The organism is Paenarthrobacter sp. AT5 (genome assembly GCF_032764245.1).
In the GTDB taxonomy this organism is placed as follows: domain Bacteria; phylum Actinomycetota; class Actinomycetes; order Actinomycetales; family Micrococcaceae; genus Arthrobacter; species Arthrobacter ureafaciens.
This window is the reverse complement of the sequence record NZ_CP136441.1, coordinates 1176753-1201801: the sequence shown is the minus strand read 5'-3', so window position 1 is coordinate 1201801 and position 25049 is coordinate 1176753. Positions and strand designations below refer to the sequence as shown.

The following is a 25049-nucleotide window of genomic DNA, read 5'->3' as shown; positions in this document are numbered from 1 at the left end:
CCCGCTAGTCAACGAGGCTCCGGCCCGTCAGCCGAAGGAACACGTCCTCCAGGGACGAGCGGCGTACCAGCGATGTCAACGGGCGCAGCCCCCGTGCCGACACCTGTTCCAGCGCGGCCTCGCCGTCGTGGGTGTAGATGAGCACGCGGTCCGGCAGCGTTTCCAGCCGGTCGCCGATGCCTTCAAGCTCGACGCCGATTGTCCCGTTGCGCTCGGACCCGAACCTGAGCTCGAGTACTTCGCGGGAGGAATGTTCGCGGATGAGGGTTGCCGGGGACCCTTCGGCCATGATCCGCCCCTTGTCCACAACGATCAGCCGATCGCACAACTGTTCGGCCTCGTCCATGTAATGGGTGGTGAGGATCAGGGTGACGCCGCTTTCCTTGAGCCGGAACAGCCGGTCCCACAGGATGTGGCGCGCTTGCGGGTCGAGTCCTGTGGTGGGCTCATCCAGCAGCAGGATGCGCGGTTCGTTGATGAGCGAACGCGCGATGGTGAGCCTGCGCTTCATCCCGCCGGACAGCGCATCCACCTTGGAGTTGGCTTTGTCCGTCAGCTGGGCGAACTCCAGGAGCTCATCGGCTTTGGGCCTGAGGTAGCTGAGCGGGAGTCCGAAGTACCGCCCGTAAACGATCAGGTTCTCGCGGACCTTCAGCTCTTCGTCAAGGTTGTCCTGTTGCGGAACCACGCCCAGGTGCGCCCGGACCTCCGGGCCGTGTGTCTCCGGGTCCAGGCCCATGATGTCCAGCGCGCCGGAAGTCCGCTGCGAGACCCCGCCGATCATCTTCATGGTGGTGGACTTGCCTGCACCGTTGGGGCCCAGCAGGCCGAAGGACTCCCCCGCGGGCACATCAAAGGAGATGTTGTCCACGGCAATCAGCTCACCGTAGGTCTTGGTGAGGTTGCGGGCGCTGATGACTGTTGGCGGATTCATGTCTGGACGGGCCTGCGACGGCGCAGGACGCGTGGCTTCATTGTGCACCCTCAGCAGACTAGTAGCGCCGGGGAATATGTGAAAGAGATGTTCCGCAAATCGTGGGATCAAATTCTCTTTAACGAACAAGGCGCCCACTCCACAGGGAGCAGGCGCCTTGCTGCGCTTGGTTTCGGCTACGCCAGTCCGGCTTGGCGTTCGGCGCTCTCCACCACGTTGGCCAGCAACATGGCACGGGTCATCGGACCCACGCCGCCGGGGTTCGGGGACAGCCATGCGGCGACGTCCGCCGCAGCCGGGTCCACGTCTCCGGTGACAACAGCCTTGCCGTTGCCGTCCTCCACGCGGCTGACGCCGACATCGAGCACCACGGCGCCCGGCTTGAGGTCCTCAGCCTTGATCATGTGCGGCACGCCGGCAGCAGCAATCACGACGTCGGCCTGCTTCAGTTCCGCAGGCAGATCCACCGTCCCGGTGTGGGCCAGGATCACCGTGGCGTTGACATCCTTGCGGGTCAGCAGGAGGCCTACGGGACGGCCAATGGTCACACCACGGCCGACCACCAGGACACGCTTGCCGTTGAGCTCGATGCCGTGCCGGCGCATCAACTCCACGCAGCCCTTGGGCGTGCAGGGCAGCGGGGACTTCATCTCACCGCTCACGTTGGCCACCAGGCGGCCAAGGTTCATGGGGTGCAGGCCGTCGGCGTCCTTGTCCGGATCCATGGCCTCCAGGATGACGTCCTGGTCGATGTGCTTGGGCAGCGGGAGCTGGACGATGTACCCGGTGCACTCCGGGTTCTCGTTGAGCTCGCGGACAACTTTGAGCAGCTCGTCCTGGGTGATGTCCTCGGGAAGGTCCCGGCGGATGGACTGGATGCCCACCTCGGCGCAGTCCTTGTGCTTACCGCCGACGTACCAGGTGCTGCCCGGATCCGAGCCCACCAGGATGGTGCCCAGGCCCGGAACGATGCCCTTGGACGCGAGGACGGCAACCCGTTCGGTCAGTTCTGCCTTGATGGCCGCGGCGGTTGCCTTGCCGTCAAGGATCTGTGCTGCGTTCACCACTGCTCGTGCTGCGGGTAGAGCGGGAAGTCGGCGGCGAGCTTGTCCACGCGTGCCTGCAGGGCTTCTGCATCAACGCTGCCCGTGGCGCCCTTTACGAGCGCGGTGGCGATGATGTCGGCAACCTCGGTGAACTCCGCGGCGCCGAATCCGCGGGTAGCCAGTGCGGGCGTACCGATGCGGAGGCCGGAGGTGACCATCGGCGGGCGGGGATCGAACGGAACGGCATTGCGGTTCACGGTGATGCCCACGGAGTGCAGGAGGTCTTCGGCCTGCTGGCCGTCCAGCTGGGAGTTCCGCAGGTCAACGAGGACCAGGTGCACATCGGTGCCGCCGGTGAGGACGGAGACGCCTGCCTCGGCAACGTCGGACTGGTTGAGGCGGTCGGCGATGATCTTGGCACCCTCGAGCACGCGCTCCTGGCGTTCCTTGAATTCCTCGCTGCCGGCGATCTTGAAGGCAACAGCCTTGGCCGCGATGACGTGCATCAGCGGCCCGCCCTGCTGGCCGGGGAAGACGTTGGAGTTGATCTTTTTGCCGTACTGTTCCTTCGCCAATATCACGCCGGAACGCGGGCCTGCGAGGGTCTTGTGCACGGTGGAGGTGACGACGTCGGAGTGCGGCACCGGGCTCGGGTGCAGTCCTGCTGCAACCAGGCCGGCGAAGTGCGCCATGTCCGTCCAGAGGAGGGCGCCTACCTCGTCCGCGATGGAGCGGAAGGCAGCGAAATCAAGGTGGCGGGGGTACGCGGACCAGCCGGCAATGATGACCTGCGGCTTCTCGGCGATGGCCTGCTCGCGCAGCTTGTCCATGTCCACGCGGAAGGTATCTTCTTCCACCTGGTAGGCAGCAACCTGGTAGAGCTTGCCGGAGAAGTTGAGCTTCATGCCGTGGGTCAGGTGGCCGCCGTGTGCCAGGGAAAGGCCGAGGATCTTGTCGCCGGGGGTGATCATGGCGGACAGTGCGGCGGCGTTGGCCTGGGCACCTGAATGGGGCTGGACGTTGGCGTACTCCGCACCGAAGAGGGCCTTGACGCGATCGATGGCGAGCTGCTCGGCAACGTCAACGTACTCGCAGCCGCCGTAGTAGCGCTTGCCCGGGTAACCCTCGGCGTACTTGTTGGTCAGGACAGAGCCCTGGGCTTCCATGACTGCGCGCGGCGCGAAGTTCTCGGAGGCGATCATTTCCAGGGTGCCGCGCTGGCGGCCGAGTTCCTGGTCGAGGACTGCTGCGATCTCGGGATCGAGTTCGGCGAGCGGCTGGTTACTGACAGACGCTGAAGTGGTGGTAGTCACGGAGATCTCCTGGCTAGGGAATGGGAGGTGCTACAGGTCAGGCTACCGGCAGCAGCATTCCCGCGTCCCCTCAATGACAAGAGGCATCGGTCACGCTGCATGCATCCGGTAAAACATGACCCTCGGCCCAGGCGTACGATCCGTGGTCTTCGTGATTGCCGCTCCCTGGTGGTTGTCCACCTCACGCCAGTTGCGACCCGTTAACAATACAACAGGGCCCCGCGGGTAGGCTTGTCCGCGTGACTGACTCCGCTTTCGTTGTAACCCTGTCCTGCCCCGACCGTCCCGGCATCGTCCACGCTGTTGCCGGCGCCCTCCTTGAGGCCGGTTGCAACATCGCCGACTCCCAGCAGTACGGAAGCCCCAGCACCGGCAACTTCTTCATGCGCGTGGAGGTTACGACGTCGAGCCCCCAGGCGGAACTGGCGGAAGCCCTGCGGCCGGTTGCCGAGTCCTTCGGGATGACGTGGCAGATCAATCCGGTAGGCCGCAAGGTCCGGACCATCATCATGTGCTCCAAGGACGCCCACTGCCTCAACGACCTCCTCTTCCAGCAGCGTGCCGGGACCTTGCCCATCGAGGTGCCCGCCATCGTGTCCAACCACCGGGACCTGGAGTCGCTGGCAGAGTTCTACGGCATCCCGTTCCACCACATCCCTGTCACGGCCGACACCAAGCCACAGGCCGAGGCCGAGCTCCTGAAGCTGATCAAGGAACACGATGTTGAACTGACGGTCCTGGCGCGCTACATGCAGGTCCTCTCCAACGATCTGTGCAGGGAGTTGAACGGCAAGGCCATCAACATCCACCACTCCTTCCTCCCGTCGTTCAAGGGCGCCAAGCCCTACCACCAGGCCCATGCCCGCGGGGTGAAGCTCATCGGCGCTACAGCCCACTACGTCACCGCAGACCTGGACGAGGGTCCCATCATCGAGCAGGAAGTGATCCGTGTTGACCACGCCCGCACTGCTGCCCAATTCGTCCAGATGGGGCGGGACGTGGAGGGCCGTACCCTGGTCCAGGCAGTCCAGTGGCACGCCGAACACCGGGTACTCCTGGACGGCACCCGGACCGTGGTGTTCAACTAACTCCTTTCCCAACTGACTGGCAGCAGGGGTTGTTCTGAGCGCTCAGAACAACCCCTACTGCCAGTCACTTTGGCGATCTACGCTGGGGCTATGCAGGGCATGCCCGATCCCGACGCCGACTTGGCCACCTACTACGACCGCCACGCCGCGCTCCGCAATACCCGTTCCCTGACGCCGCACCGTGTTGAAGCCCGGGAGTGGTTTGTTCGGCTGCTGAAACGTGAACACCGGCACTCCTTGATGGAGCTGGGCTGCGGCACGGGCGTAGAAGGACTGGCTTTTGTCCAGGCCGGGCTGCACTACACCGGGGTCGACCTATCCCCGGAGAGTATCCATGTGGCGCGAGCCCACGGACTCGACTGTTCCGTGGCGAACGGCCGCAGCCTGCCCTTTCCCGACGCTGCCTTCGATGCGGCATGGAGCATGAGCACGCTTCTGCATGTGCCGAACAGCAGTATCCACGACGTCGTCCGCGAACTCGTGCGGGTCACAGCGGCAGGTGCCCCGATCGGCGTCGGGCTCTGGTCCGGGGACGACGAAGAGGTGCTCAACCCCGAAGACCTCGACGAGCCCCGCCGCTTCTTCAGCCGCCGCAGCGACCAGACCTTGCAGCGGATCTTCGGTGAGCACGGCAGCGTAGAGCATTTCCAGACGTGGCCCGAGGGAACCGGGGAGGAATCCGGGCCCGGCGCAGGCAACTGGGCCCAGCACTACCAGTTCCTGGTTCTGCGCACCCCCTCCCCCAAGTAGGTCGCATTTGTGCGCGTTCTGAGCCCTCAAAACGTGCGCTGCTGCGACCCAGGTGGGGAAGGGCGTGACTTAAGCTGGGAGGCATGGCTCCCTCTTACACCTTTGCCGGGGACACCCCGGACATCCATGAAACTGCCTTTGTGGCCCCCACGGCGTCGATCATCGGCAAGGCAACGCTGGCCGAAGATTCCAGCGCCTTCTACGGCGTCTCCGTTCGCGCGGACACTGCCGCGATCAGCGTCGGCGCAGGCTCCAACCTCCAGGACAATGTGGTCCTGCACGCGGACCCGGGCTTTCCCTGCACGGTCGGCGAGCGCGTGTCAGTCGGCCACAGCGCAGTGGTCCATGGCTGCACCGTGGAGGACGACTGCCTCATCGGCATGAGTGCCACCATCCTCAACGGAGCTGTGATCGGTACGGGTTCGCTGGTGGCCGCCGGCGCCGTGGTCCTTGAAGGCACGGTGATTCCCCCGCGGTCGCTGGTTGCCGGGGTGCCTGCAAAGGTCCGCCGCGAACTGACCGACGATGAGTTCGACGGCGTGAAGCACAACGCCGCCCACTACCGGGAGCTCGCTGCGGCGCACCGCCAGTTGCACGGCGCCTAGGCCCCAACTAGTCCAGGCTGATTGGCCCGAGCTCGTCCAGCAGCTCACCCGGCCCCGGGTTGGCAGCTGCGGAGGAACCGCCCAAGTGGTTGACCACGCCCCATACGGCGTTCAGGCCCGTGGTCACGGCGCCTTCGGCCCATCCGGCGGTGAAGGACACGTCATCCCCGGCAAGGAAGATCCCGCGCTGGCTCTCCGGAAGCTTGTCCTGCTTGAAGTGCGTGAACAGCCGCTGCTGGTAGCGGTAGTGGCCGGGGAGGTTGGCCTTGAACGCTCCCATGAAGTTGGGGTCGGCTTCCCAGGACACGGTGATGGGCTGGCCCACGATGTGGCTGGCGATGTCCACGCCAGGGTAGATCTGCTCCAACGAGTGCAGCATGAGCTTGACGCGCTCTTCGGCGGTGAGGGCGAGCCATTTCAGGGCGTCGTCGTTCCATGTGTAGGACAGGAGGATGACCGCGGGCTTGTCCGGGCCGTCGTCGAGCAGGTACGTTGCCCGGTTGAGGCGGTCGGTGAGGGTCATGGAGAGGACTTCGCGGCCGGTTTCGGGATCGATGTCCTTCCAGAACGGCCGGTCCACCATCACGAACGTCTTGGACGACTGCATGTAGTGCGAGCGTTCAATGGCAGTCCACAGCTCGGACGGGAACAGGGCTTCTTCGGTGTGGATACGCGTGGAAAGCAGCCACGACTGGCACGTTGTCACCACTGCCGGATACGTCGCCTCGCGGCCCCAGCTTTCCCGGACCACCAGGTCGCCGTTGGCTGCGCGCCGGATGTTGTCCACCGCGCCGCGCGGCGAACCTGAGTGCAGGGACGCCAGCGAGGTGCCCTGCGGCCAATGCTTGATGTCCGACGGCGCGTGGTTCCAGAGTGCCTCGGGGAGCCTTTGCGCTCCGCCCCGGATCAGCCGGTGCTGGTCGTCGGCGTCCGTGTACACGACGCGGAGGATTTCGAGGATGGAGTTGGGGAAATCCGTGTCCCAGCCTCCCGTGCCGAAGCCCACCTGGCCGAACGCTTCACGGTGCGCGAAGCCGGCGTCTTTGAAGGACTTGCTCGCGGCGATAAACCCGTAGAAGGTCTGCTCGTCGAGTTCGGGCAGGAGTTCGTTCCAGAGTTCCTTGATGCGCGTGGTGTCCCGGGCCTTGATGGCTTCCTGCATTTCCGTGAAGGCGGCACCATCCTTGATGGCGTCTCTCCAGGCGTCGGCTACCTCATGGAAGAAAGCGGGCAGGTCATCAGGTGTGGCGGCGTAGTGCTTCTTGCCTGCCAGTTCGATCACAGTGCTGGACGTGACCGGGGCCAACGGGTTGGGGAACTCCTGCGTTTCCAGGCCGAGCAAGTCTATGTAGTGGTAGAAGGCCTTGCCGGAGACGGGGAAACGCATGCCGCCAAGGTCGGCCGTGACGCCGGGTGCCGACGGGAAGCTGGCCGTCCGGAGGCGGCCGCCGATCTGGTCGGCCTCGTAGATCACGGGCCGGAGTCCCAGCTTCATCAGTTCATAGGCGGTGACAATGCCGGACAGTCCGGCGCCGATGACGGCTACCTCGGTGCCGTAACGCTCTTCGGGAACCGAGCCAAGGCCGGCCGGGTGGGCGAGGTAGTGGTCGTAGCTGAACGGGAAGTCCGGGTTCAGCATGGTGATGGGCGCTTCGGGTGCGCGGTCGGCTGCTCCGGCGGCGCCGTCGGCTGTCGGAAATTCGGTGGCGATGGTCATGCGTTCTCTGCTTTCACAGTTTCCGGGCTCACGGCCCTGGTGGTCAGTTCACGGTAGTCCTGCTCGCTGAGCGCGGCTACCTTGGAATTCCGGCGTCCATAGCCGAAGTAGATCGCGATGCCTACCAGCATCCAGGCACCGAAAACGAGCCACGTATCGGCGCCGAGGTTGGCCATGAGGTAGGCGCACATGAGTGTTCCCAGCACGGGAGTAACCGGGTACAGCGGGACCCGGAAGCTGCGCTTGAGGTCCGGACGGTTGCGGCGCAGGTAGATCACCGCAACGTTGACCAAGGCGAACGCGAAGAGGGTTCCGATGCTGGTGGCTTCTGCCAGTGCACCCAGCGGAACCAGGCCGGCCGCGAGCGCGACGGCGACGCCCACGATCAGCGTTCCCGTCACCGGAGTGCCGGTGCGGCGGGAGACGCGGCCGAAGACCTTTGGCACCATGCCGTCGCGGGACATGGACAGGAGGATGCGGGTCTGGCCGTAGAGGACGGTGAGCACAATGCTGGCGATCGCGAGGACCGCGCCGACGGAGAAGACGAGGGCAATCCAGGGCTGACCCGTGATTTCGTGCAGGATCTGCACCAACGCAGCTTCTGTACCGTCGAACCATCCCCAGGGCCTGGCTCCGATGGCTGCAACGGCCACCAGGACGTAGATGCTGGTGACGATCACCATGGAGAGCATGATGGCGCGGGGCATGTCCCGCTTGGGGTTCCGGGCTTCTTCGCCGGCAGTGGATGCTGCATCGAAGCCGATGTAGGAGAAGAAGACGCTCGAGGCAGCTGCGGAGACTCCGGCTGCGCCCATGGGAAGGAGGGGTTCGAAGTTGCCGGCATTGAAAGCAGTGAAGGCAACGGCGCAGAAGAACAGCAGGATGCCCACCTTGACGGCGACGATCGCGGTGTTGATCCAGGCGCTCTCCCGGGCTCCCCGGACCAGCAGGGCCATGGCCAGGAGCACGATGACCATCGCGGGAATGTTCACGACGCCGCCGTCCCCCGGCGGCTGGCTCATCGCGTCAGGCAGGACCTGCCCAAAAGCGGCGAGTGTCTCGTTGACGTACTGTCCTGCACCGACGGCGACCGCCGCCACGGACACGGCATATTCCAGCACGAGGCACCAGCCACAGATCCAGGCCATGCCTTCGCCCATGGTGGCGTAGGAGTAGGAGTAGCTGGAACCGGCGACGGGCACCAGCCCGGCCATCTCCGCGTAGGAGACCGCCGAGAGCAATGCCGCGAGGCCTGCAATGACGAACGAGATCCAGATGGCCGGACCGGCCAGCGGGACGGATTCGCCGAGGATGACCAAAATGCCGGTGCCGAGCGTGGCGCCTACGCTGATCATGGTCAGCTGCAGGACGCCGAAGCTGCGGACCAGGGGCGTGCCGCTTTCGCTGCTTCCGGCTTCCCCGGCCATCTGCGCGATGGGCTTCCGGCGCAGCAATTGGGCGCCGAGGCCAAGCCGGGTGAGGCTTGCCGGGGTTGGGTCTTGGGTGTTCACAGGCACAGTCACCGTTGACGTCCCTTCTGAGTAGTTGTCGGTTTCCCCTCATCAAGACTGGCATGTGAGCCAACTCTCAGGCTGGTGCAAAATGACCTATAGTGATCCACCATGAGACGTAATGCACATCAATTATCGCCCCTAGCGGCGACTCTTTCCGGCCAGGTCAGCGTGGACCTGTCTGCTATTTCAGACAACGTCAAAGCTTTGAAGAAACGGGCCAAGGCGCCCTTCTTCATGGCCGTCGTCAAAGGCAATGCGTACGGTCACGGCCTGGTGGAAGTGGCCCGCACGGCAATCGAAGCGGGGGCTCACTGGCTTGGCACCGCGCAGCTGTCGGAAGCCATCGAATTGCGGAAAGCCGGTATCACCGAACCCATCCTTTCCTGGTTGTATCTGGCATCACAGACGAGCGACACCATCCGCGAAGCCCTCGAAAACTCCATCGATGTCTCACTCGGAAGCGTCCACCAACTGGAGGTGCTGGCAGGCATCGCGAAGGACTTGGGCCGTCCCGCCGTCGTACATCTGGAACTGGACAGCGGCCTCAGTCGCGGCGGCGCGCGCAAGGAGGACTGGGCCGCACTGGTGGCGCGGGCGCGCCAGGCCGAACTCGAAGGGACCCTGCGCGTGCGCGGCGTGTGGACGCACCTGGCCTGGGCAGACGTCCCCGCCCACCCCGGCAACGCAGCAGCCGTGGCCGGGTTCGAGGACGCCGTCAGCGCGGCGCGGGAAGCCGGGCTGACGCCGGAACTGAGGCATGTTTCCAGCTCGGCCAACATCCTGGAACGGCCCGAATTCCACTTCGACATGGTGCGCGCCGGCCTCGCCATCTATGGCCTGGCGCCGGCGGACCACCTGGATCCGGCTGACTTCGGACTCCGCCCGGCCCTCAGCGTCACAGCTCCCTTGGTGATGGTCAAGAAGGTCCCGGCGGGAACCGGGGTCAGCTACGAACACCAAGCCATCACCTACGAACCCCGCTACCTTGGCCTCATCCCCTTGGGGTACGCGGACGGCATTCCGAAGGGCATCAGCGGACGTTCCGTCGTAAACATCGCAGGGCGGAGGGTGCCGGTGATCGGCAAAGTCTGCATGGACCAGTTCATGGTTGACCTGGGACCGGATGCCGCGGGAATCGACGTCGGGAACACTGCAGTCCTGTTCGGCGACCCCGCGGAGGGAGCCGCGAGCGCGGATGACTGGGGTGCCGCGATCGGCAGCCATGGAGATGAAATCATCAACCGGATCGCGCCGCGGCTGCCGCGTGCCTACCGGAGCAGCGCATACCAGTGCCCGGACTACCAGGAGCCGGCCGCCGCCGGGCAGGGCAATGTTGCCTGAACCCGCCGCCGCCCGCCTGAGTTTCGTCACGCTTGAGCAGTTCCTCGAGCAGCTGCCGCCGGAGTTGAAGATGCTTCACGACGGCGGCAGCGGCGCCTCGCTGCTGCGCTGGGTGGAACCGAGCGAGCTCGAGGATCCGACGCCGTACCTGCCCGAGGGCGAGTTCCTGCTTACCTCCGGGTTGCCGTTCCTGGGCGAGGGCGGCTCGGCGGACAAAGTGGACGCGTATGTCCGAAGGTTGGTCGATGCGAAGGTGGCCGCGCTCGGGTTCGGTATCAGGCCCTATTTCGACGCCGTTCCCGACGTCCTGCTTGACGCTTGCCGAACGCACAACCTCACCTTGTTCGAAGTGCCCGAGTCCCTGCCGTTCGCCGCGATCGGGCTGGAATTTTCGCAGTTGTTGGAGTCGGACAATGCACGGGTTTTCCGGCAGCTCGCGGAAACAAACCGCCAACTGATGCGGGCGGTCCTCTCCCCCAGGCCCGAGCACGAACTCCTCGCCGCCCTGGTTCAGCGGGTGCCGGTGTGGGCGGTGCTGTTCGGCGCGGATGGGCGCGTCCGAGCCCGCGGCCACAGCACCGGCGGCATCACCGGCGTCGACCATTCCCTACTGGCACCCATGCTGGAACGGCTGCTGTCCGGCAGCGGCCCGCGGGTGGAGATGGACGGGTTCGAACAGCCGGGGTCGGCCCTGGTGGTGGGGCATCCGCTGCGCAGCACCAAGGACGCAAACCTCGGGGCGCTCATCTTGGGTTCGGACGTTGCGCTGACGCCGGCCCAGAACAACGTGGTGCAGTCGGCCGTGGGGTTGTTGGAGTTGCTGGTGCGGCAGCGGACCAGCGGTTCACTGGCACCAAGCCAACTGGCCACGGCCATGCTGCTTCACCCGGAAACGCTTGTCTCGGGCGGGACCAAACAACTCAACGGGCTCAAGGACCTCTTGGCACAAAGCCTGTCCTCTACCCGGTCAGGCCAGATGCGGGTCATCCAGGGCGTCAGGGTTGACGGTTCCGTGGATGACGGACCAGTGCGTGAACTGCTGCAATGGCGTCGCCTGTTCGACACCAAGCTCGTGGAGATCACGGACTACGGATTCGCCGCTATCACCCGCCTGCGTGTTGATGATTCCCTGCTGGCAGATGTCGAGAAACTCGGCTGGCGACTGGTGATCGGCGAACCCACCGAGCTGGGCGGTTTATCGGCGGCCTACCAGCGCGTGGGCTCGTTAAGGCCGCGCGTGCTGTCCACCGGCGTGAGCGCCCGCGTCGATGAGGTGAACTGGTCCGTGACGGGACTGCTGGGCCGGGAGGCAGGGACCATGCTCGCCGAGCGCCTGCTGGGGCCCCTGCTTTCCTTGGAGCCCGAGCGCCGCGATCCGCTGCTGTCCGTCCTGCGTGGGTGGCTCACCGAAAACGGAAGCTGGGATGCGTCCGCCAAGCTGCTGGGCCTGCACCGCAACAGCGTCCGGCGCCAGATCGGCGTGATCGCGGAACTGCTGGACATGGACCTCAACGCTGCGCAAGTGCGGGCGGAGCTGTGGTTCGCCCTGCAGTATGTGGAGGAGCAGGCACCGGGCACCACCTAAATTTCCTCGCGGAAGTCTGTGCAAGGGCTTTTCAGCACCTAATTTGGGCGGATTCGGCACCTAATTTTGCGCAGACCAGTCATGAGCCCGCATAGGTCACATAGCATGCCAAGCAAGCCGACACAGGTCATTCCAGCGAGGAGAAAACCGTGCCCATATTGCGTCGTCCAACCTTTGCCGTCCGAATCGCCGTCATAGTGGCCCTGGCTGCGGCCGTGATCGGGACCATCGTAACCAGCGTCGTATCGGCGCAAGGGGTTTCGGGTACGGTTCACCTCGACGGATCCGAAGTCTCTCAGGGCGGCTTTCGCTTCGAACTCGGTGCTTCTTATCCCGCCCTTCTTGCCATCATCCTGACGGCAGCGCTCATGGCTGCTGTGGGTTCCGCGCTCAAGGCGCGCCGGCGAAGCCTCGACGCGGACTAGCTTCCCATGTCGCGTAGAGGTCCGGGCGGCGTTCCTTCAAGTAAGGGACCTCGGCACGGGCCGCTTTGACAGCTTCCGTTCCAACCTCGGCGAAAAGCAACGCAGCCCCCTCCCCCGCCGCGGCGAGCAATGAACCATCGGGACCGGCTACGACGCTTCCGCCAAGGAAGTTGTAGATGTCCTCGTGCCCGGAGTGGTTGGCGTAGGCCACATGCAGTTGGCTCTCCAGCGCCCGCGCGCGGATGAGGACCTGGGGCACGTTGTCGAAGCCGGCGGATAACGCCGTGGGTACCAGCAACAGTTCCGCACCGCGGCCCGCTGCCGCGCGCACGGCTTCCGGGAACTCGACGTCGTAGCAGATCAGCATCGATGTGCGGATGCCATTGAAATCCACGACGGCGGGAGGTTCCTGGGAGCCGACGAACGCCTTGTGCTCTTCCTCGCCGAAGAGGTGGACCTTGTTGTACGTCAGGATTTCTTTCCCGGAGGCGTCCAGCAAAGTAGCCGAGATATGCCAGCGCCCCTCCGCGGATGCTGGCTCCGCGCCGTCGTCGTGCGCTTCTTTGGCCGATGCAGGGAGGCTGTACACCAGGCCGATGCCATGAGTCCTTGCGATCCGGGCAAGCCGCTCGCGGATCCCGGGCAACGTGGCCGGATCCATCCCGGCGTGGATCCGGAGCGGCGCATAGCCCACCGGAAAGAGTTCGGGCGTCAGCAATAACGCAGCCCCTGCCTTGGATGCCCGCTGTGCGGCGTCGTCAATAGTCCGAAGGTTTGCGTCCATGTCCAGGACGGAGGCGTTGGCCTGCAGGACTGAGAGCAGCATCGTTACCACCTTGGTTCTCCGGGGCCCGGCGCTGGTAGGTCCGGGGGTACTTGGTTCCAGCCTAGGCGCGCCGGGCCATCGCAGGCTGGGACATTTGGACCCGGATGCTTGGCAGGCAGGGCACATCGCCCGGCCCTACTGGCGTCCCTGCGTTGGAGTATGTCGCTCAAGATTTACTCGTTGTGTTCACTTCTTGACTACAAGGCTCTTTGTGGGGCACTCTTCTTGTCATGCCCGCTACGCAGCGCTCAACGAAGAGCCATCCGAGAAAACCCGGCTCACAGTCCGCACTTCGCCACCTCAACCAGCAGCGGATCATCGAGTGCCTACTGAGCGGGCCATCCACCCAGGCCGAGCTTTCCCGGCAGACCGGCCTGTCAACGGCCACCGTTTCCAACATCGTGAAAATCATGCAGGATGCGGGCCTCGTCTCCACGGAGCCGACCACCAGTTCAGGCCGCCGCGCCACGAACGTGAGGCTCAACAGCAACGGGGCTGTCGCCGTCGGAATCGACTTCGGCAGGCGCCACTTGCGGGTAGTGCTGGCCTCCCTCGGCTACCACGTGATCGCCGAGGAGTACATCGAGCTGCCGCTCGGCCACAAAGCAGAAGAAGGCATCGCCGCAGCTGTCCGGCTCCTGGGGAGGCTCCTTGAGGAAAACAGCATCGACCCCAGCGCGGTAGTCGGGGCCGGAGCCGGCATCCCTGGGCCCATCGACCGCCGCAGCGGCACCGTAGCGCAAGGGGCAATCCTCCCCGAATGGGTGGGCATCGACATCCTCCACAGACTCGAAGAAGCGCTCCAATGCCCCGTCTTCGTTGACAACGACGCCAATCTGGGCGCCCTGTCCGAGGTCACCTGGGGACCGCACAGCGGTGTGTCCAACCTGATGTTCCTCAAGATCGGTTCGGGCATCGGTGCCGGCTTGATCCTGAACGGCGCGCCTTATTACGGCAACGTCGGAATCACCGGAGAAATCGGCCACGCCACCATCCACGAACACGGCCTTGTCTGCCGCTGCGGGAACCGTGGATGCCTCGAAACCATAGCGTCCACCACCACCATGATCGAGCTGCTGAGCCGGGGGCAGGACGCCCTCCTGACACCCCAGGACATAGTGCGCAACTGCCTCGCAGGGGACTCCGCCACCCAGCGCGTGGTGGACGATGCCGGGCTTGCCGTGGGACGCGCCTTGGGCAACGTTTCCAACCTGATCAACCCTGAAGTCATCGTGGTGGGCGGCCCCCTCGCCGGCCTCGGGGACCTGTTGCTGGACCCCATCCGAAGGGGCCTTGTACGCCACGCGGTGCCCGTCGTCGGGGAGACGACGCATCTCGCCATGTCCTCGCTCGGCGCGCGCGCAGAGGCCTTGGGCGCAGCCGCATTGGTGTTCCAACACGCCGGCATTACCGGCTAGTAACCAAATCGTTAGCACCATCTTGTGTTCAAGTCTTGACGACAAGATGGTGTTTACAGTTTACTTTTTCATCAGACAGCTCCGCCGCCGCGGGGCCGACAACGAAGTCAGACATTGGAGGCGCAAGGGCTGATGACAACCCTCGACACGCAAGGTGATCCCATCCTTTTGGAGATGCGCTCGATCACGAAGGAATTCCCCGGCGTGAAGGCCTTGTCGAACGTGAGCCTGCGGGTGAAAGCCGGTGAGATCCACGCAATCTGTGGAGAAAACGGTGCAGGCAAGTCGACCCTCATGAAGGTCCTGTCAGGTGTTTACCCCTACGGCAGCTACACCGGGGACATTGTTTACCAAGCCGAAGTCCAGCAGTTCAAGGACATCCGGGCAAGCGAAGCCGCCGGCATCGTGATCATCCACCAAGAGCTGGCACTGATCCCGGAACTCTCCATCATGGAGAACATCTTCCTCGGCAACGAGCCCACCAAGTGGGGCGTCATCGACTGGGCCGAGGCCCGGCGTCGTTCCGTAGAGCTCCTGGCCCGCGTAGGCCTGCGCGAAGACCCGGATACCCCCATCAAGGAAATCGGCGTCGGCAAGCAGCAGCTGGTGGAAATCGCCAAGGCACTGAACAAGTCCGTGAAGCTCCTGATCCTCGATGAGCCCACGGCCGCGCTGAACGAATCCGATTCGCAGCACCTGCTGGACCTGATCCTCGGCCTCAAGGGCCGCGGCATCACGTCCATCATCATTTCCCACAAGCTCAACGAGATCGAGCAGATCGCCGACGAGATCACGATCATCCGCGACGGCAAGTCCATCGAGACCCTCAACGTCAAGCGCGACGGCGTGGATGAAGACCGGATCATCAAGGGCATGGTGGGACGCACCCTGGAATCCCGCTTCCCGGACCACGAACCGAAGATCGGCGAGGTCTTCTTCGAGGTCAAGAACTGGACGGTTGGCCACCCGATCATCCAGGACAGGCTCATCTGCAAGGGTTCCAACTTCTTTGTACGCCGCGGCGAGATCGTCGGCTTCGCCGGTCTGATGGGCGCAGGACGCACCGAGCTTGCACGGTCGCTCTTCGGCCACTCCTACGGAAAGTTCATCTCCGGCGAGGTCTACAAGGACGGCAAGCGGGTCAACCTCCGCACGGTCAAGGCAGCGATCGACGCCGGCCTCGGCTACGTGACCGAAGACCGCAAGTCCCTGGGCCTGAACCTGCTCGATGACATCAAGACCACCACCGTCGCTGCGGCACTGGACAAGATCAGCAAGTACTCAGTGGTGGACACCCGCAAGGAATTCCAGGTCGCAGAGGAATACCGGAAGTCCCTTCGGACCAAGACTCCCTCCGTGGAAGAGGGCGTGGCAAAGCTCTCCGGCGGAAACCAGCAGAAAGTAGTGCTGGCCAAATGGATGTTCACCGATCCCGATCTGCTGATCCTTGACGAACCGACCCGAGGCATCGACGTCGGCGCCAAGTACGAGATCTACGGCATCATCCAGCGCCTGGCAGATCAGGGCAAGGGAGTAATCGTCATTTCCTCGGAGCTCCCCGAGCTCCTGGGCCTCTCCGACCGGATCTACACCATCTTTGAAGGCGCCATCACAGGTGTCCTTAATAAGGACGAAGCCAGCCAGGAAAGCCTGATGAAGCTCATGACGTCCAACCGCAAGACCGCAGCCTGACCTCCCAGTCGCCCCGAAACGCCCCTTCCTGACTCAAGGACCAAAACAATGAACGCGCTCAAGAAGCTATTTGGTGGCAATACCCGCCAGTTCGGCATGATTTTCGCCCTGGTGGCACTCATCATCTTCTTCCAGATCTTTACCGAGGGCCGCACTCTGACCCCCGGCAACGTGATCAACCTGTTCAACGGCAACTCCTACATCCTGATCCTGGCCATCGGCATGGTGCTGGTCATCATTGCCGGCCACATCGACCTTTCGGTAGGTTCGGTGGCCGCGTTCGTCGGTGTTTCCGTGGCCCTCGCCATCCGTGACTGGGGAATCCCTTGGTACATGGGCGTGCTTTTCGGACTCGCGCTGGGAGCCCTGATCGGTGCCTGGCAAGGGTTCTGGACAGCCTACGTAGGCATCCCGGCCTTCATCGTGACGCTGGCAGGCATGCTCCTGTTCCGTGGTTTCAACCAGTTCGTCGGCAAGTCCAACACCATCCCGGTTCCCAACGACTTCCAGTACCTCGGCTCCGGCTACCTCCCGGAAATCGGTCCTGACACAGGATTCAACAACCTGACCCTCCTGATCGGCCTCGTTGCCGCCGCGTTCGTCGTCGTCATGTCCCTGCGGGCCCGGGCTGCCAGCAAAGCCCTGGGCGCCGACGTTCCCGAACTGTGGGTCGAGGTCACCAAGCTGGTCCTGATCTGCGGTGCCATCCTCTACGCCACGTACCTGTTCGCAACCGGCCGTCCCGGAACCTCCTTCCCCATCCCCGGCCTGATCCTCGCCGTCCTGGTCCTCATCTACGGCTTCATTGCGGACAAGACCGTCATCGGCCGCCACGTCTACGCCGTGGGTGGCAACCGCCACGCAGCTGAACTGTCCGGCGTCCAGTCCAAGAAGGTCAACTTCCTGGTCATGCTCAACATGTCCGTCCTGGCCGGGCTTGCAGGCATGATCTTCGTCGGCCGCTCCACCGCTTCGGGTCCGTTCGACGGCGTCGGCTGGGAACTCGATGCAATCGCGGCCGTCTTCATCGGTGGCGCAGCCGTCACCGGTGGTGTGGGTACCGTGATCGGCTCGATCGTCGGTGGCCTCGTCATGGCTGTCCTGAACAACGGCCTGCAGTTGCTGGGTGTCGGCGCCGACCTCACCCAGATCATCAAGGGCCTGGTGCTCCTGGCAGCAGTCGCCTTCGACGTCTACAACAAGTCCCAGGGCAAGCGCTCCATCACGGGCATGTTGATGAAGAACTTCCAGCGCAACAACAACGACATCAAGCCGGACGAGACCACCTCCACCAAGGAAGTCATCTCCAAGGAAGCCTGAGCTTCATACACGAACTTCATTACCCGGAAGACTCGCTCCACCCCACCAAAACAGAAAGTGAACCAAGATATGCGAATGTTTGGTAAAGCAGGAAAGGCAGCAGCAGTCGCTGCCATCGCGGCACTGGCGCTGACAGCCTGCGGCCGCTCCGACAGCGGCTCAAGCAGCAGCACAGCTGGCGGGGAAGCGTTCCCCAAGGACTCGCTGATCGGCGTCGCACTTCCGCAGAAGACCAGTGAGAACTGGGTCCTCGCGGAGAAGCTGTTCAACGATGGCCTCAACGAAGCCGGCTTCAAGCCGGACGTTCAGTTCGCCAACGGCGGCGTTTCCGAGCAGCAGAACCAGATCAGCGCCATGGTCACCAAGGGTGCCAAGGTGATCGTTGTGGGTGCCATCGACGGCGCCCAGCTGGGTACCCAGCTCAAGCAGGCCAAGGATGCCGGCGCAACCGTCATCGCCTACGACCGTCTGCTCCTCAATACCGAGAACGTGGACTACTACGTGGCCTACGACAACTTCAAGGTTGGCGAGCTGCAGGGACAGGCACTGCTGGACGGACTGAAGGCCAAGAAGCCCTCCGGCCCGTACAACATCGAACTGTTTGCCGGTTCTCCTGACGATGCCAACGCCAAGGTCTTCTTCGACGGCGCCATGAGCGTCCTGAAGCCGAAGATCGACGACGGCACCCTCAAGGTACTCTCGGGCCAAACCGCTTTCGAGCAGGCTGTTACCCAGGGTTGGAAGGCTGAAAACGCCCAGCGTCGCGCCGACACCCTGCTGACCGGCAGCTACGGCTCCGCTTCGCTCGACGGTGTTCTCTCCCCGAACGACACCCTGGCCCGCGCAGTCCTGACCTCCGTCAAGGCTGCCGGCAAGCCGCTCCCCGTTGTGACCGGCCAGGACTCCGAGGTTGAGTCCGTCAAGTCGATCATGGCCGGCGAGCAGTACTCCACCATCAACAAGGACACCCGCAAGCTGGTTGAGCACGCCATCACCATGGTGAAGGACCTGCAGGCCGGCAAGGAACTGGAGATCAACGACAAGGATTCGTACAAGAACGGCGTCAAGACCGTTCCGGCGTACCTCCTGCCTCCGCAGATCGTTACTGCTGAGAACGTCAAGACGGCTTACGTCGACGATCCGGTACTCGGCCCGATCACCAAGTAGTCGCGTTACCCCTTAGCAAGGAGCCCCGGCCCGCCAGAACAGGCGGACCGGGGCTTTTGCGTTCCGCGGTTTTGGGGTTCGCCGCCGTTGAAGAGGTCAGAACCGGATCGCATCAATGACTTTGACCCGCACTGCCACGAGTGCAGGAATCGCTCCGGCGAGCGCTCCGACGAGGACGGCTGCACCGAACCCGAGCAGGGCGGCGTCGATCGGGAACGGCGGATACTCTGTCAGGCTCGGCGCCACCTTCGACTGGATCCAGGGATTCTTCACCACGGCAACTGCCACCATGACCCCCAGCAGTCCGGCGCAGGCGGTGGCCACCACGGACTCCATCATGACCCCGAAGAAGATCCGACCGGAGGTAGCACCGAAACTCCGGCGGATGCCGATCTCCCGGACCCTGTAGCGCACGGTGACCATGGAGATGTTGAGCATACCCACGGCACCGAGGAGGAGAACCAGTCCAGCGACGCCGACGATCACCAGTTGGGCCGGCCCGAGCGGATCCCCGTGCGCCGCATAGTCCATGCGGTTGGCCTGCGCGGAGAACCCCGGAAACTGACTCTGGAGATCGGCGGTGATGGCGGCCGTCAGGGCCTCAGCCTGCTCCTCCCCCACCCAGATCTTGAATTCGGACATCTCCGACCTCATGCCCGCCATGGCCGCGCCTTCGGTGAGAATGAACGCGGCCGGCGGCGTATCGGGCCACACGTCGGGAACGACGCCGATGATCACCACGGTTGCCGGGTGATCACCCGGGACGGTAACCGTGGGGTTGTTGGACAGGTTGGGCCTGCCAGCCCTGTTATAGAAGGCTTCGGAGACCACGACGGCGGGCGCCAACCTCCGGTGGTCATCGGAGGCAAACCACGTTCCTTGCGTCAAGGGAACACGGTGGATCACGCCATATCCGACGTCCACGATGGTTGTGTCCACCTTCGTGACGCCACGCGGAAGCTGGAACTCGGCCTGCGTGCGCCCCACATGGGTGGATGTGGTGATCCCATAGCGTTGCTGGACGCCCTGATAGGCCTTTTCCAGGGTGGCCGGGTCCGGAGAGGAAGGCCCGTACACACCGAGGGATAACGTTGCCACCCGGCCGCCGTTCCGTTCGGATTGCTCTTTGTAGCCTTCCCTGGCCAGGTTTCCGACCCCCACCACGGACGTCAAGGCAGCAACGGACAATGCCACGCCCAGCAGGGCCAGAAGTATGCGCACCTTGTTGATGCGCAGTTCCTGCCATGCCTCTACCAACGATGACACGAAGCCGATCATACTGGCGCTCCTGCTTCTTCAAGGCTCATAGGACCCAGGACACCGGAATCGAGCCGATAGCAGGCGCGGGCGAGCGCAGCCACGTTGACGTCGTGTGTGATCGTCACAAGGGCGGCGGCAGTTTCAGTGGCCACTGTATCCAGAAGGGCCATAACGGATTGTCCGGTTTCGACGTCGAGAGCGCCGGTTGGTTCGTCCGCGAGAATGAGACGTGGCCCGCGGACCAGGGCACGTGCGATGGCCACGCGCTGTTGTTCACCACCGGAGAGCATGTTCGGCATAGTGTGGGCGCGGTCGGCCAAACCAACCCGGTCCAGCATGTTCATGGCGAGCTCCCTGCGACGCCAGAATTCCCTGCCCTTGGCGTAGAGCAGCGGCGTGATGACGTTGTCCAAGGCGCTGCGTCCAGGCAAGAGGTTGAACTGCTGAAACACAAACCCCACCGTTGAGCCGCGTAACCGGGCCCGGGCGTTACTGCCGAGCCGCTCCGCGGGCTGCCCAAGGAACTCCAGCTCGCCGGATGTTGGAACGTCCAGGAGACCGAGGAGATTGAGCAAGGTTGATTTGCCGCAGCCGGACCTTCCAACGATTGCTGTGTGGTCGCCGCTGAGCACCTCCAGGTCAATGCCTCGAAGGATGTGGAGATGCTGGGCATCGGGCAGCGTCACAGAGCGTGTCACCGCGCGGAGGCTGACCAGGGTTTCGCTAGGGCTTAGTGACGTCATGACTAGCCCGCCGGAATGTAAGTGCCTTGGGCAGGTCCCATCATCGGGTCTTGCGCAGCCGGAGCACCCGGAACGAACTCAAGGACCTGCTCGCCCTCCGACAAGCCGGACACCACCTCAACAGCGGAGCCATCGTTCAAGCCGAGCTGCACCTGGCGCTGCTCCGGTGCTCCTCCGCTTGAACCCGCGATCCAGACAACACCGTCCTTTACGCTGCCCTTCACCGAGGTCAACGGCACGGTGACAACATCCGTGGCTACTCCCGCGCTGACCGTCAAGGTGGCACCGAGGCCGGCGAACACCTGCTGGTCCGACGGCACGGCGCAACTTAACGTGCCCGTGGGGGTGCTGCCGCCGTCCTGCTGTCCCCCGCCGCCCCCTGGGCCAGCCATGGCAAATCCGACGCCCATGCCGGGACCCCCGCCCGAGCCGGACATGCCCACTGAGCCGCTTCCGCCGTCGTCGGATGCGTTGTTCTTGAGTGTCACCTCGCCGCACTGGAAGGGCGCCGGGCCTCCTGCCAGTTCGATCTCCGCGGGACCGGGCTTGCCAAGCAGCCGATACTGCTGCGCGGCGGTGACGGATCCGGCAACAGTGTACGTGCCGGGGTCGATCTTTCCGACAGTCTCGCCGACACTGACTTGCTGGTCGATCAGCGTACTGAGTGACTGCAGCGTCCCGGTGCCGGGGGCCAGGACGTTGAAATAGTCATAGACCGGCTTCGGCGGTGTTCCGTCCTTGGACACTTGCGGGTTGGTCACGGCCCGTTCGGCCTTGACCTGGAACAGGGGGTCGCCTTGGGACACTGTGGCCCCCTGTTCAACGAAGACCTTATTGACGCTGCCGGCTGACGTACTGCGCACGGATTCCGCGGCATCGCTCTGCACCGTGCCTTTGATCTGCACTGTATTGGTGATCGTGGCCCGCGTGGCTGGAACGGTCGGAATGGCTACTTCCGCCAGTGGCGCCGGCTCTGAAGCTGTGGACTTAAGTCCGTCAATGAAAGCGATCTTGACCAATGCCACTGCGATGATGGCGAACACCAATAACCAGGCAACCGGCAAAATGACACGCCGAAAAACACCCATCCCTGCTCCGTTTCGGTAACTCCCCACAGAACCTCTGCGAGGGATGATTGCTCCAGCCTAAGCGAAGCCTTGGCCGCGCCTCGTCATCCGGAATGATGAACAGGATGCTTACCGTGTCGGGAGATTTGAAGCCTTTGGAACCCCGGACCCGCGAATTACCCCGGGACTGCTGGACAGCAGTGAGAGACTGTGAGGCATGACTCTCCCTATCGCCAAACCATGGCTGTCCACCCAGATCAACCAGGACCCCCGAGCTGCCACCGGGCGGCGCCTGCGGTGGGGCGTAGTGTCAACGGGGAACATCGCCGGCAGCGTCTCGCAGGACCTGTCGCTCCTTGAGGATGCCGAGCTCTACGCGGTCAGTTCCCGCACGCAGGAAGCGGCGGACGCCTTTGCCCAAACCGTCGGTTTCAGTAAAGGGTACGGAGACGACGGCGGGGTGCCCGGCTACCAGCGCATGTTCGACGATCCCGCCGTCGACGTCGTTTACGTCGCCACTCCCCATGCCCAACACTTCCACATAGCATCCGCCGCGTTGCGCGCCGGCAAGCATGTGCTGTGCGAGAAGGCCCTGACCATCAACGCCCGGGAAGCCACAGAGCTGGTCAGGCTGGCCAGGGAACAGAAGGTCTTCTTCATGGAGGCCGTATGGAGCCGCTTCCTTCCGAGCATGCAACGCGCTTTCGCTATTGCCGACTCCGGAGAGATAGGTCAGGTCCAGTGGGTTTCGGCCGACCTCGGATTCCCTGCCCCGTACGACCCCACGGCCCGGCTTTGGGCCCTCAACGACGGCGGCGGCGCACTTTTGGATATCACCGTGTACCCGTTGCTGTGGGCCCTCGGCACACTGGGCTTTCCGCAGTCCGTGACCGCCATCGCATCCTTGAACGAAGACGGAGTGGACAGCCAGAATGCACTTACCCTCGGCTACGACACCGGCGCCCAGGCCCAACTGACCTCGTCCCTGACGGCACATGGACCCCGCAACGCCACTGTCGCCGGCGGACTCGGTTATGTGCAGACGATTGGATCCGTGAACAACCCGCGCGAGCTGGTGGTTCGGGTGGGTTGGGATGAGCCACGCCATGAACGGTTCGACGTCGTTGGCATCGGTTACACCTACGAACTCCGGGAGGTGACCCGCTGCATCCAACAGGGGCTGGCCGAAAGCCCGACCATGCCGCTTGAGGATTCCGTCGGCGTCATGCGGCTTTTCGACGGCGTTCGGTCCCAGTTGGGCATCCGGTACCCGAACGACGCCCGGTAGGCCGTCGGCGGGATGTGCCAGAGGAACCTCCCATATGCCTCGGGATGTGATAGAGGAACCGCCTGAAGGGGGCGGGATGTGATAGAGGAACGGGGAGTTTGTGCCGGGGCGCTGAAGGCGCGCTCCGCCGTCGTCGTCGTGCTTTAACCCAGGTGAGTTAACGGCGGGCGGGTTGCTTCGCCAGCTTCCGGTCCAGGGACAGTGCGCCGGGGCCGAGAAAAATCAGGGACACTGCGATCGCGAAGTAGATGATCAGCAGCTCCGCGGTAACGCCCGACGCGTCGGTCAGCAGGGGCTTGCCCGCTTCCGTGACGAACCAGATGGAACCGATGAGGATTGCCGCGAGGAAGCCGGCCACCCGGGTCAGCGCTCCGAGCACCAGCAGCAGCCCGAGGCCCAATTCGCCTGCGATCACCAGCCAGGCAATGATGTCCGGCTTCTGCACGCCCATTGCGGCGACGGAGGCGGCAAACGCGGCGTGTCCCGCCGTGAACTTCTGCACGCCGTGGACCAGCAGCAGCGCACCGAACGCGACGCGCAGGATGGTGATGCCGCGGGAAGAGGACTTGGGAGACGGGTGAAGGAATTTCACGCATCCCAATCTTCCATGCCCAAGCGCGGCTCACCAAACCGGCCCAGCGCCACCCCGCAACCCGCGCAACCCACCCAACCCGCTGCGCGCCCCACCCAAGTAGGTCGCAATTGTGCGCGTTTAGCGACGTCAAAACGCGCACAATTGCGATCTAGTTGGGTGAGTGGGGGCAGAATGAGAGGTGGCCCCCGGATGCAGGAGCCGCGCGAGGAATGGAGCGGGTATGCAGGTTGATGTGGTGGTAGTCGGCGGCGGAGCCATGGGATCGGCTGCCGCATGGCAATTATCCCGGGCCGGCAAATCCGTGATCCTCCTGGAACAGTTCGAAGCCGGGCACCACATCGGTGCTTCCCACGGGGCCACCCGCAACTTCAACACCGCTTACGCGGAGGCCGATTACCTGGACCTCCTGGCGGAGTCCAAGATCCTTTGGGATGAGCTTGCGGCCGAACACGGCGCTCCGCTCCTGGACCTGGTGGGGCTGGCCAACCACGGCAACACCCCTAAGCTGCAGCAAATCCACGCGGCTCACCAGGAACGCGGAATCGAAAGCTACTTCATCTCCCCCACCGAGGCCGCCGACCGCTGGAAGGGCATAAACTTCGCCACGGACGTGCTCTTCGTCCCGGGTTCAGGCCGGGTCCGCTCAGCTGACGCGCTCAAAGCACTGCGGACATCCGCCGAATCCAAGGGCGCAGTCTTCAAATACTCGACGCCGGTCCGCGACATCCGCGTGGACGGTCCCGATTCGGTGGTGGTAGTGACGGAGGAAGAGGATTACACGGCCCGACGGGTCGTGGTCACGGCAGGTGCCTGGACCGCCAAAGTGCTCGACGGACTGGCGGAACTGCCGGCTTTGGTGGTCACCCAGGAGCAGCCTGCGCACTTCACCCCGGTGGACAACACGTTGGTGTGGCCGAGCTTCAACCACAACCCGGACCCCGATCCAAACAACGAACTCTACGAATACTGGTACAGCCCCGTTTACGGCATGCTCACCCCTGGCGAGGGGGTCAAGGCGGGCTGGCACGGCGTGGGTCCCGTCATGGATCCCGACGAGCGCACGTTCCAGCCCATCCCCCAGCAGCTCGAGGCCTTGGTGCGCTACGCCGAAGAGTGGCTTCCCGGCGTCGACCCTTCAACGGCGGTTCCCATCAGCTGCACCTACACCACCACGCCCAACGAGGACTTCGTCCTGGACCGGTTCGGCCCGCTGGTGGTGGGCGCGGGCTTCTCAGGCCACGGTTTCAAGTTCACCCCGGCGATCGGCCGGGTGCTGAAGGACATCGTCGACGGCGGCACGGCCCCCGCACGGTTCGCAGCGGACCGTTAAACGCAAACTGACTCGCAGTCGGGGT

The 25049-nt window shown here is 64.0% G+C and carries 22 protein-coding genes; 12 read left to right on the top strand and 10 right to left on the bottom strand.

Annotated features, from left to right (window positions below; translation table 11 throughout):
- Window positions 1-4 precede the first annotated feature (4 nt).
- The 3 genes from RI444_RS05605 to glyA form a co-directional block, all read right to left on the bottom strand.
- The gene (locus RI444_RS05605; protein ID WP_021474133.1) at window positions 5-934 is read right to left on the bottom strand and encodes an ABC transporter ATP-binding protein; all 930 of its coding nucleotides are present in this window, start codon (window positions 932-934) and stop codon (window positions 5-7) included.
- Between the two features lie 176 nt (window positions 935-1110).
- Window positions 1111-2001 (bottom strand): bifunctional methylenetetrahydrofolate dehydrogenase/methenyltetrahydrofolate cyclohydrolase, encoded by an 891-nt coding sequence (locus RI444_RS05600; protein ID WP_031217089.1) that lies wholly within the window; start codon window positions 1999-2001, stop codon window positions 1111-1113.
- Window positions 1995-3293: a serine hydroxymethyltransferase gene (glyA, locus tag RI444_RS05595; RefSeq protein ID WP_021474131.1), complete on the bottom strand. Its 1299-nt coding sequence runs from the start codon at window positions 3291-3293 to the stop codon at window positions 1995-1997. Before glyA ends, RI444_RS05600 begins: the two co-directional genes overlap by 7 nt.
- Before the next feature lie 239 nt (window positions 3294-3532).
- On the opposite strand from glyA, the gene purU reads away from it, so the two are divergent.
- From purU to RI444_RS05580, 3 genes are all read left to right on the top strand, one after another.
- Window positions 3533-4381, top strand: a complete 849-nt coding sequence (gene purU / locus RI444_RS05590; RefSeq protein WP_021474130.1) for a formyltetrahydrofolate deformylase — start codon at window positions 3533-3535, stop codon at window positions 4379-4381.
- A gap of 90 nt (window positions 4382-4471) precedes the next feature.
- Complete coding sequence (locus RI444_RS05585; protein ID WP_179011644.1) at window positions 4472-5131, top strand: class I SAM-dependent methyltransferase; 660 nt, start codon at window positions 4472-4474, stop codon at window positions 5129-5131.
- Window positions 5132-5214: 83 nt separating this feature from the next.
- Window positions 5215-5736, top strand: coding sequence for a gamma carbonic anhydrase family protein (locus tag RI444_RS05580; RefSeq protein ID WP_069694826.1), 522 nt, complete (start codon window positions 5215-5217; stop codon window positions 5734-5736).
- 7 nt (window positions 5737-5743) lie between these two features.
- Here RI444_RS05580 and RI444_RS05575 read toward each other — a convergent pair whose 3' ends face one another.
- Both RI444_RS05575 and RI444_RS05570 read right to left on the bottom strand, forming a co-directional pair.
- The gene (locus RI444_RS05575) at window positions 5744-7453 is read right to left on the bottom strand and encodes a flavin monoamine oxidase family protein (RefSeq protein ID WP_170828577.1); all 1710 of its coding nucleotides are present in this window, start codon (window positions 7451-7453) and stop codon (window positions 5744-5746) included.
- The gene (locus tag RI444_RS05570) at window positions 7450-8880 is read right to left on the bottom strand and encodes an amino acid permease (protein WP_242703270.1); all 1431 of its coding nucleotides are present in this window, start codon (window positions 8878-8880) and stop codon (window positions 7450-7452) included. Before RI444_RS05570 ends, RI444_RS05575 begins: the two co-directional genes overlap by 4 nt.
- Window positions 8881-9075: 195 nt before the next feature.
- Between RI444_RS05570 and alr the strand changes: the two genes are divergently transcribed.
- The 3 genes from alr to RI444_RS05555 all read left to right on the top strand — a co-directional run bounded on the left by alr (window position 9076) and on the right by RI444_RS05555 (window position 12318).
- A complete protein-coding gene (gene alr, locus RI444_RS05565; RefSeq protein WP_242703127.1) occupies window positions 9076-10308 on the top strand; it encodes an alanine racemase in 1233 nt (410 codons plus the stop codon).
- On the top strand, window positions 10298-11893 hold the full coding sequence (locus RI444_RS05560) for a PucR family transcriptional regulator (protein WP_207604982.1): 1596 nt from the start codon (window positions 10298-10300) through the stop codon (window positions 11891-11893). The genes alr and RI444_RS05560 overlap by 11 nt, the downstream gene beginning before the upstream one ends.
- 149 nt (window positions 11894-12042) lie before the next feature.
- A complete protein-coding gene (locus tag RI444_RS05555; protein ID WP_021474123.1) occupies window positions 12043-12318 on the top strand; it encodes a hypothetical protein in 276 nt (91 codons plus the stop codon).
- Here the strand turns inward: RI444_RS05555 and RI444_RS05550 are convergent.
- Window positions 12284-13144 (bottom strand): nitrilase-related carbon-nitrogen hydrolase, encoded by an 861-nt coding sequence (locus RI444_RS05550; RefSeq protein ID WP_207604983.1) that lies wholly within the window; start codon window positions 13142-13144, stop codon window positions 12284-12286. The genes RI444_RS05555 and RI444_RS05550 overlap by 35 nt on opposite strands.
- 230 nt (window positions 13145-13374) lie before the next feature.
- Between RI444_RS05550 and RI444_RS05545 the strand changes: the two genes are divergently transcribed.
- The 4 genes from RI444_RS05545 to RI444_RS05530 all read left to right on the top strand — a co-directional run bounded on the left by RI444_RS05545 (window position 13375) and on the right by RI444_RS05530 (window position 18741).
- On the top strand, window positions 13375-14562 hold the full coding sequence (locus RI444_RS05545; protein ID WP_062095646.1) for an ROK family transcriptional regulator: 1188 nt from the start codon (window positions 13375-13377) through the stop codon (window positions 14560-14562).
- Between the two features lie 132 nt (window positions 14563-14694).
- Window positions 14695-16254, top strand: coding sequence for a multiple monosaccharide ABC transporter ATP-binding protein (gene mmsA, locus RI444_RS05540; RefSeq protein WP_062095644.1), 1560 nt, complete (start codon window positions 14695-14697; stop codon window positions 16252-16254).
- A 48-nt stretch (window positions 16255-16302) separates the two neighbouring features.
- Window positions 16303-17574: a multiple monosaccharide ABC transporter permease gene (gene mmsB, locus RI444_RS05535; RefSeq protein ID WP_021474119.1), complete on the top strand. Its 1272-nt coding sequence runs from the start codon at window positions 16303-16305 to the stop codon at window positions 17572-17574.
- Window positions 17575-17643: 69 nt separating this feature from the next.
- Window positions 17644-18741, top strand: a complete 1098-nt coding sequence (locus tag RI444_RS05530; RefSeq protein WP_043427207.1) for a sugar-binding protein — start codon at window positions 17644-17646, stop codon at window positions 18739-18741.
- A gap of 96 nt (window positions 18742-18837) precedes the next feature.
- Here RI444_RS05530 and RI444_RS05525 read toward each other — a convergent pair whose 3' ends face one another.
- From RI444_RS05525 to RI444_RS05515, 3 genes are read right to left on the bottom strand one after another with little or no spacing between them, the layout of a single operon-like run.
- Window positions 18838-20019 carry an ABC transporter permease gene (locus RI444_RS05525; protein WP_062095642.1) on the bottom strand — a complete coding sequence of 394 codons (1182 nt, stop codon included), beginning with the start codon at window positions 20017-20019 and terminating at the stop codon, window positions 18838-18840.
- Window positions 20016-20744, bottom strand: a complete 729-nt coding sequence (locus tag RI444_RS05520; protein ID WP_062095639.1) for an ABC transporter ATP-binding protein — start codon at window positions 20742-20744, stop codon at window positions 20016-20018. The genes RI444_RS05525 and RI444_RS05520 overlap by 4 nt, the downstream gene beginning before the upstream one ends.
- A gap of 2 nt (window positions 20745-20746) precedes the next feature.
- Window positions 20747-21832 carry an efflux RND transporter periplasmic adaptor subunit gene (locus tag RI444_RS05515; protein ID WP_207604984.1) on the bottom strand — a complete coding sequence of 362 codons (1086 nt, stop codon included), beginning with the start codon at window positions 21830-21832 and terminating at the stop codon, window positions 20747-20749.
- A 196-nt stretch (window positions 21833-22028) separates the two neighbouring features.
- Here RI444_RS05515 and RI444_RS05510 point away from each other — a divergent pair, with 196 nt between their 5' ends.
- Window positions 22029-23099, top strand: a complete 1071-nt coding sequence (locus RI444_RS05510; protein WP_207604985.1) for a Gfo/Idh/MocA family protein — start codon at window positions 22029-22031, stop codon at window positions 23097-23099.
- 157 nt (window positions 23100-23256) lie between these two features.
- On the opposite strand, the gene RI444_RS05505 is transcribed toward RI444_RS05510, so the two are convergent.
- On the bottom strand, window positions 23257-23691 hold the full coding sequence (locus RI444_RS05505; protein ID WP_207604986.1) for a DoxX family protein: 435 nt from the start codon (window positions 23689-23691) through the stop codon (window positions 23257-23259).
- A gap of 223 nt (window positions 23692-23914) precedes the next feature.
- Here RI444_RS05505 and RI444_RS05500 point away from each other — a divergent pair, with 223 nt between their 5' ends.
- Entirely contained in the window at window positions 23915-25024 is a 1110-nt protein-coding gene (locus RI444_RS05500) for an FAD-dependent oxidoreductase (RefSeq protein ID WP_207604987.1), read from the top strand.
- Window positions 25025-25049: the final 25 nt, after the last annotated feature.

What these genes read in the sequence shown, in the direction of transcription:
- RI444_RS05545 (WP_062095646.1), top strand. Translation starts at nt 13,375, where the DNA reads ATGCCCGCTACGCAGCGCTCAACGAAGAGCCATCCGAGAAAACCCGGC.
- mmsB (WP_021474119.1), top strand. Translation starts at nt 16,303, where the DNA reads ATGAACGCGCTCAAGAAGCTATTTGGTGGCAATACCCGCCAGTTCGGC.
- RI444_RS05560 (WP_207604982.1), top strand. Translation starts at nt 10,298, where the DNA reads ATGTTGCCTGAACCCGCCGCCGCCCGCCTGAGTTTCGTCACGCTTGAG.
- RI444_RS05570 (WP_242703270.1), bottom strand. Translation starts at nt 8,880, where the DNA reads ATGGCCGGGGAAGCCGGAAGCAGCGAAAGCGGCACGCCCCTGGTCCGC.
- mmsA (WP_062095644.1), top strand. Translation starts at nt 14,695, where the DNA reads ATGACAACCCTCGACACGCAAGGTGATCCCATCCTTTTGGAGATGCGC.
- RI444_RS05530 (WP_043427207.1), top strand. Translation starts at nt 17,644, where the DNA reads ATGCGAATGTTTGGTAAAGCAGGAAAGGCAGCAGCAGTCGCTGCCATC.
- RI444_RS05515 (WP_207604984.1), bottom strand. Translation starts at nt 21,832, where the DNA reads ATGGGTGTTTTTCGGCGTGTCATTTTGCCGGTTGCCTGGTTATTGGTG.
- RI444_RS05585 (WP_179011644.1), top strand. Translation starts at nt 4,472, where the DNA reads ATGCAGGGCATGCCCGATCCCGACGCCGACTTGGCCACCTACTACGAC.
- RI444_RS05575 (WP_170828577.1), bottom strand. Translation starts at nt 7,453, where the DNA reads ATGACCATCGCCACCGAATTTCCGACAGCCGACGGCGCCGCCGGAGCA.
- alr (WP_242703127.1), top strand. Translation starts at nt 9,076, where the DNA reads ATGAGACGTAATGCACATCAATTATCGCCCCTAGCGGCGACTCTTTCC.
- RI444_RS05510 (WP_207604985.1), top strand. Translation starts at nt 22,029, where the DNA reads ATGACTCTCCCTATCGCCAAACCATGGCTGTCCACCCAGATCAACCAG.
- RI444_RS05520 (WP_062095639.1), bottom strand. Translation starts at nt 20,744, where the DNA reads ATGACGTCACTAAGCCCTAGCGAAACCCTGGTCAGCCTCCGCGCGGTG.
- RI444_RS05605 (WP_021474133.1), bottom strand. Translation starts at nt 934, where the DNA reads ATGAATCCGCCAACAGTCATCAGCGCCCGCAACCTCACCAAGACCTAC.
- RI444_RS05500 (WP_207604987.1), top strand. Translation starts at nt 23,915, where the DNA reads ATGCAGGTTGATGTGGTGGTAGTCGGCGGCGGAGCCATGGGATCGGCT.
- RI444_RS05580 (WP_069694826.1), top strand. Translation starts at nt 5,215, where the DNA reads ATGGCTCCCTCTTACACCTTTGCCGGGGACACCCCGGACATCCATGAA.
- RI444_RS05525 (WP_062095642.1), bottom strand. Translation starts at nt 20,019, where the DNA reads ATGATCGGCTTCGTGTCATCGTTGGTAGAGGCATGGCAGGAACTGCGC.
- RI444_RS05550 (WP_207604983.1), bottom strand. Translation starts at nt 13,144, where the DNA reads ATGCTGCTCTCAGTCCTGCAGGCCAACGCCTCCGTCCTGGACATGGAC.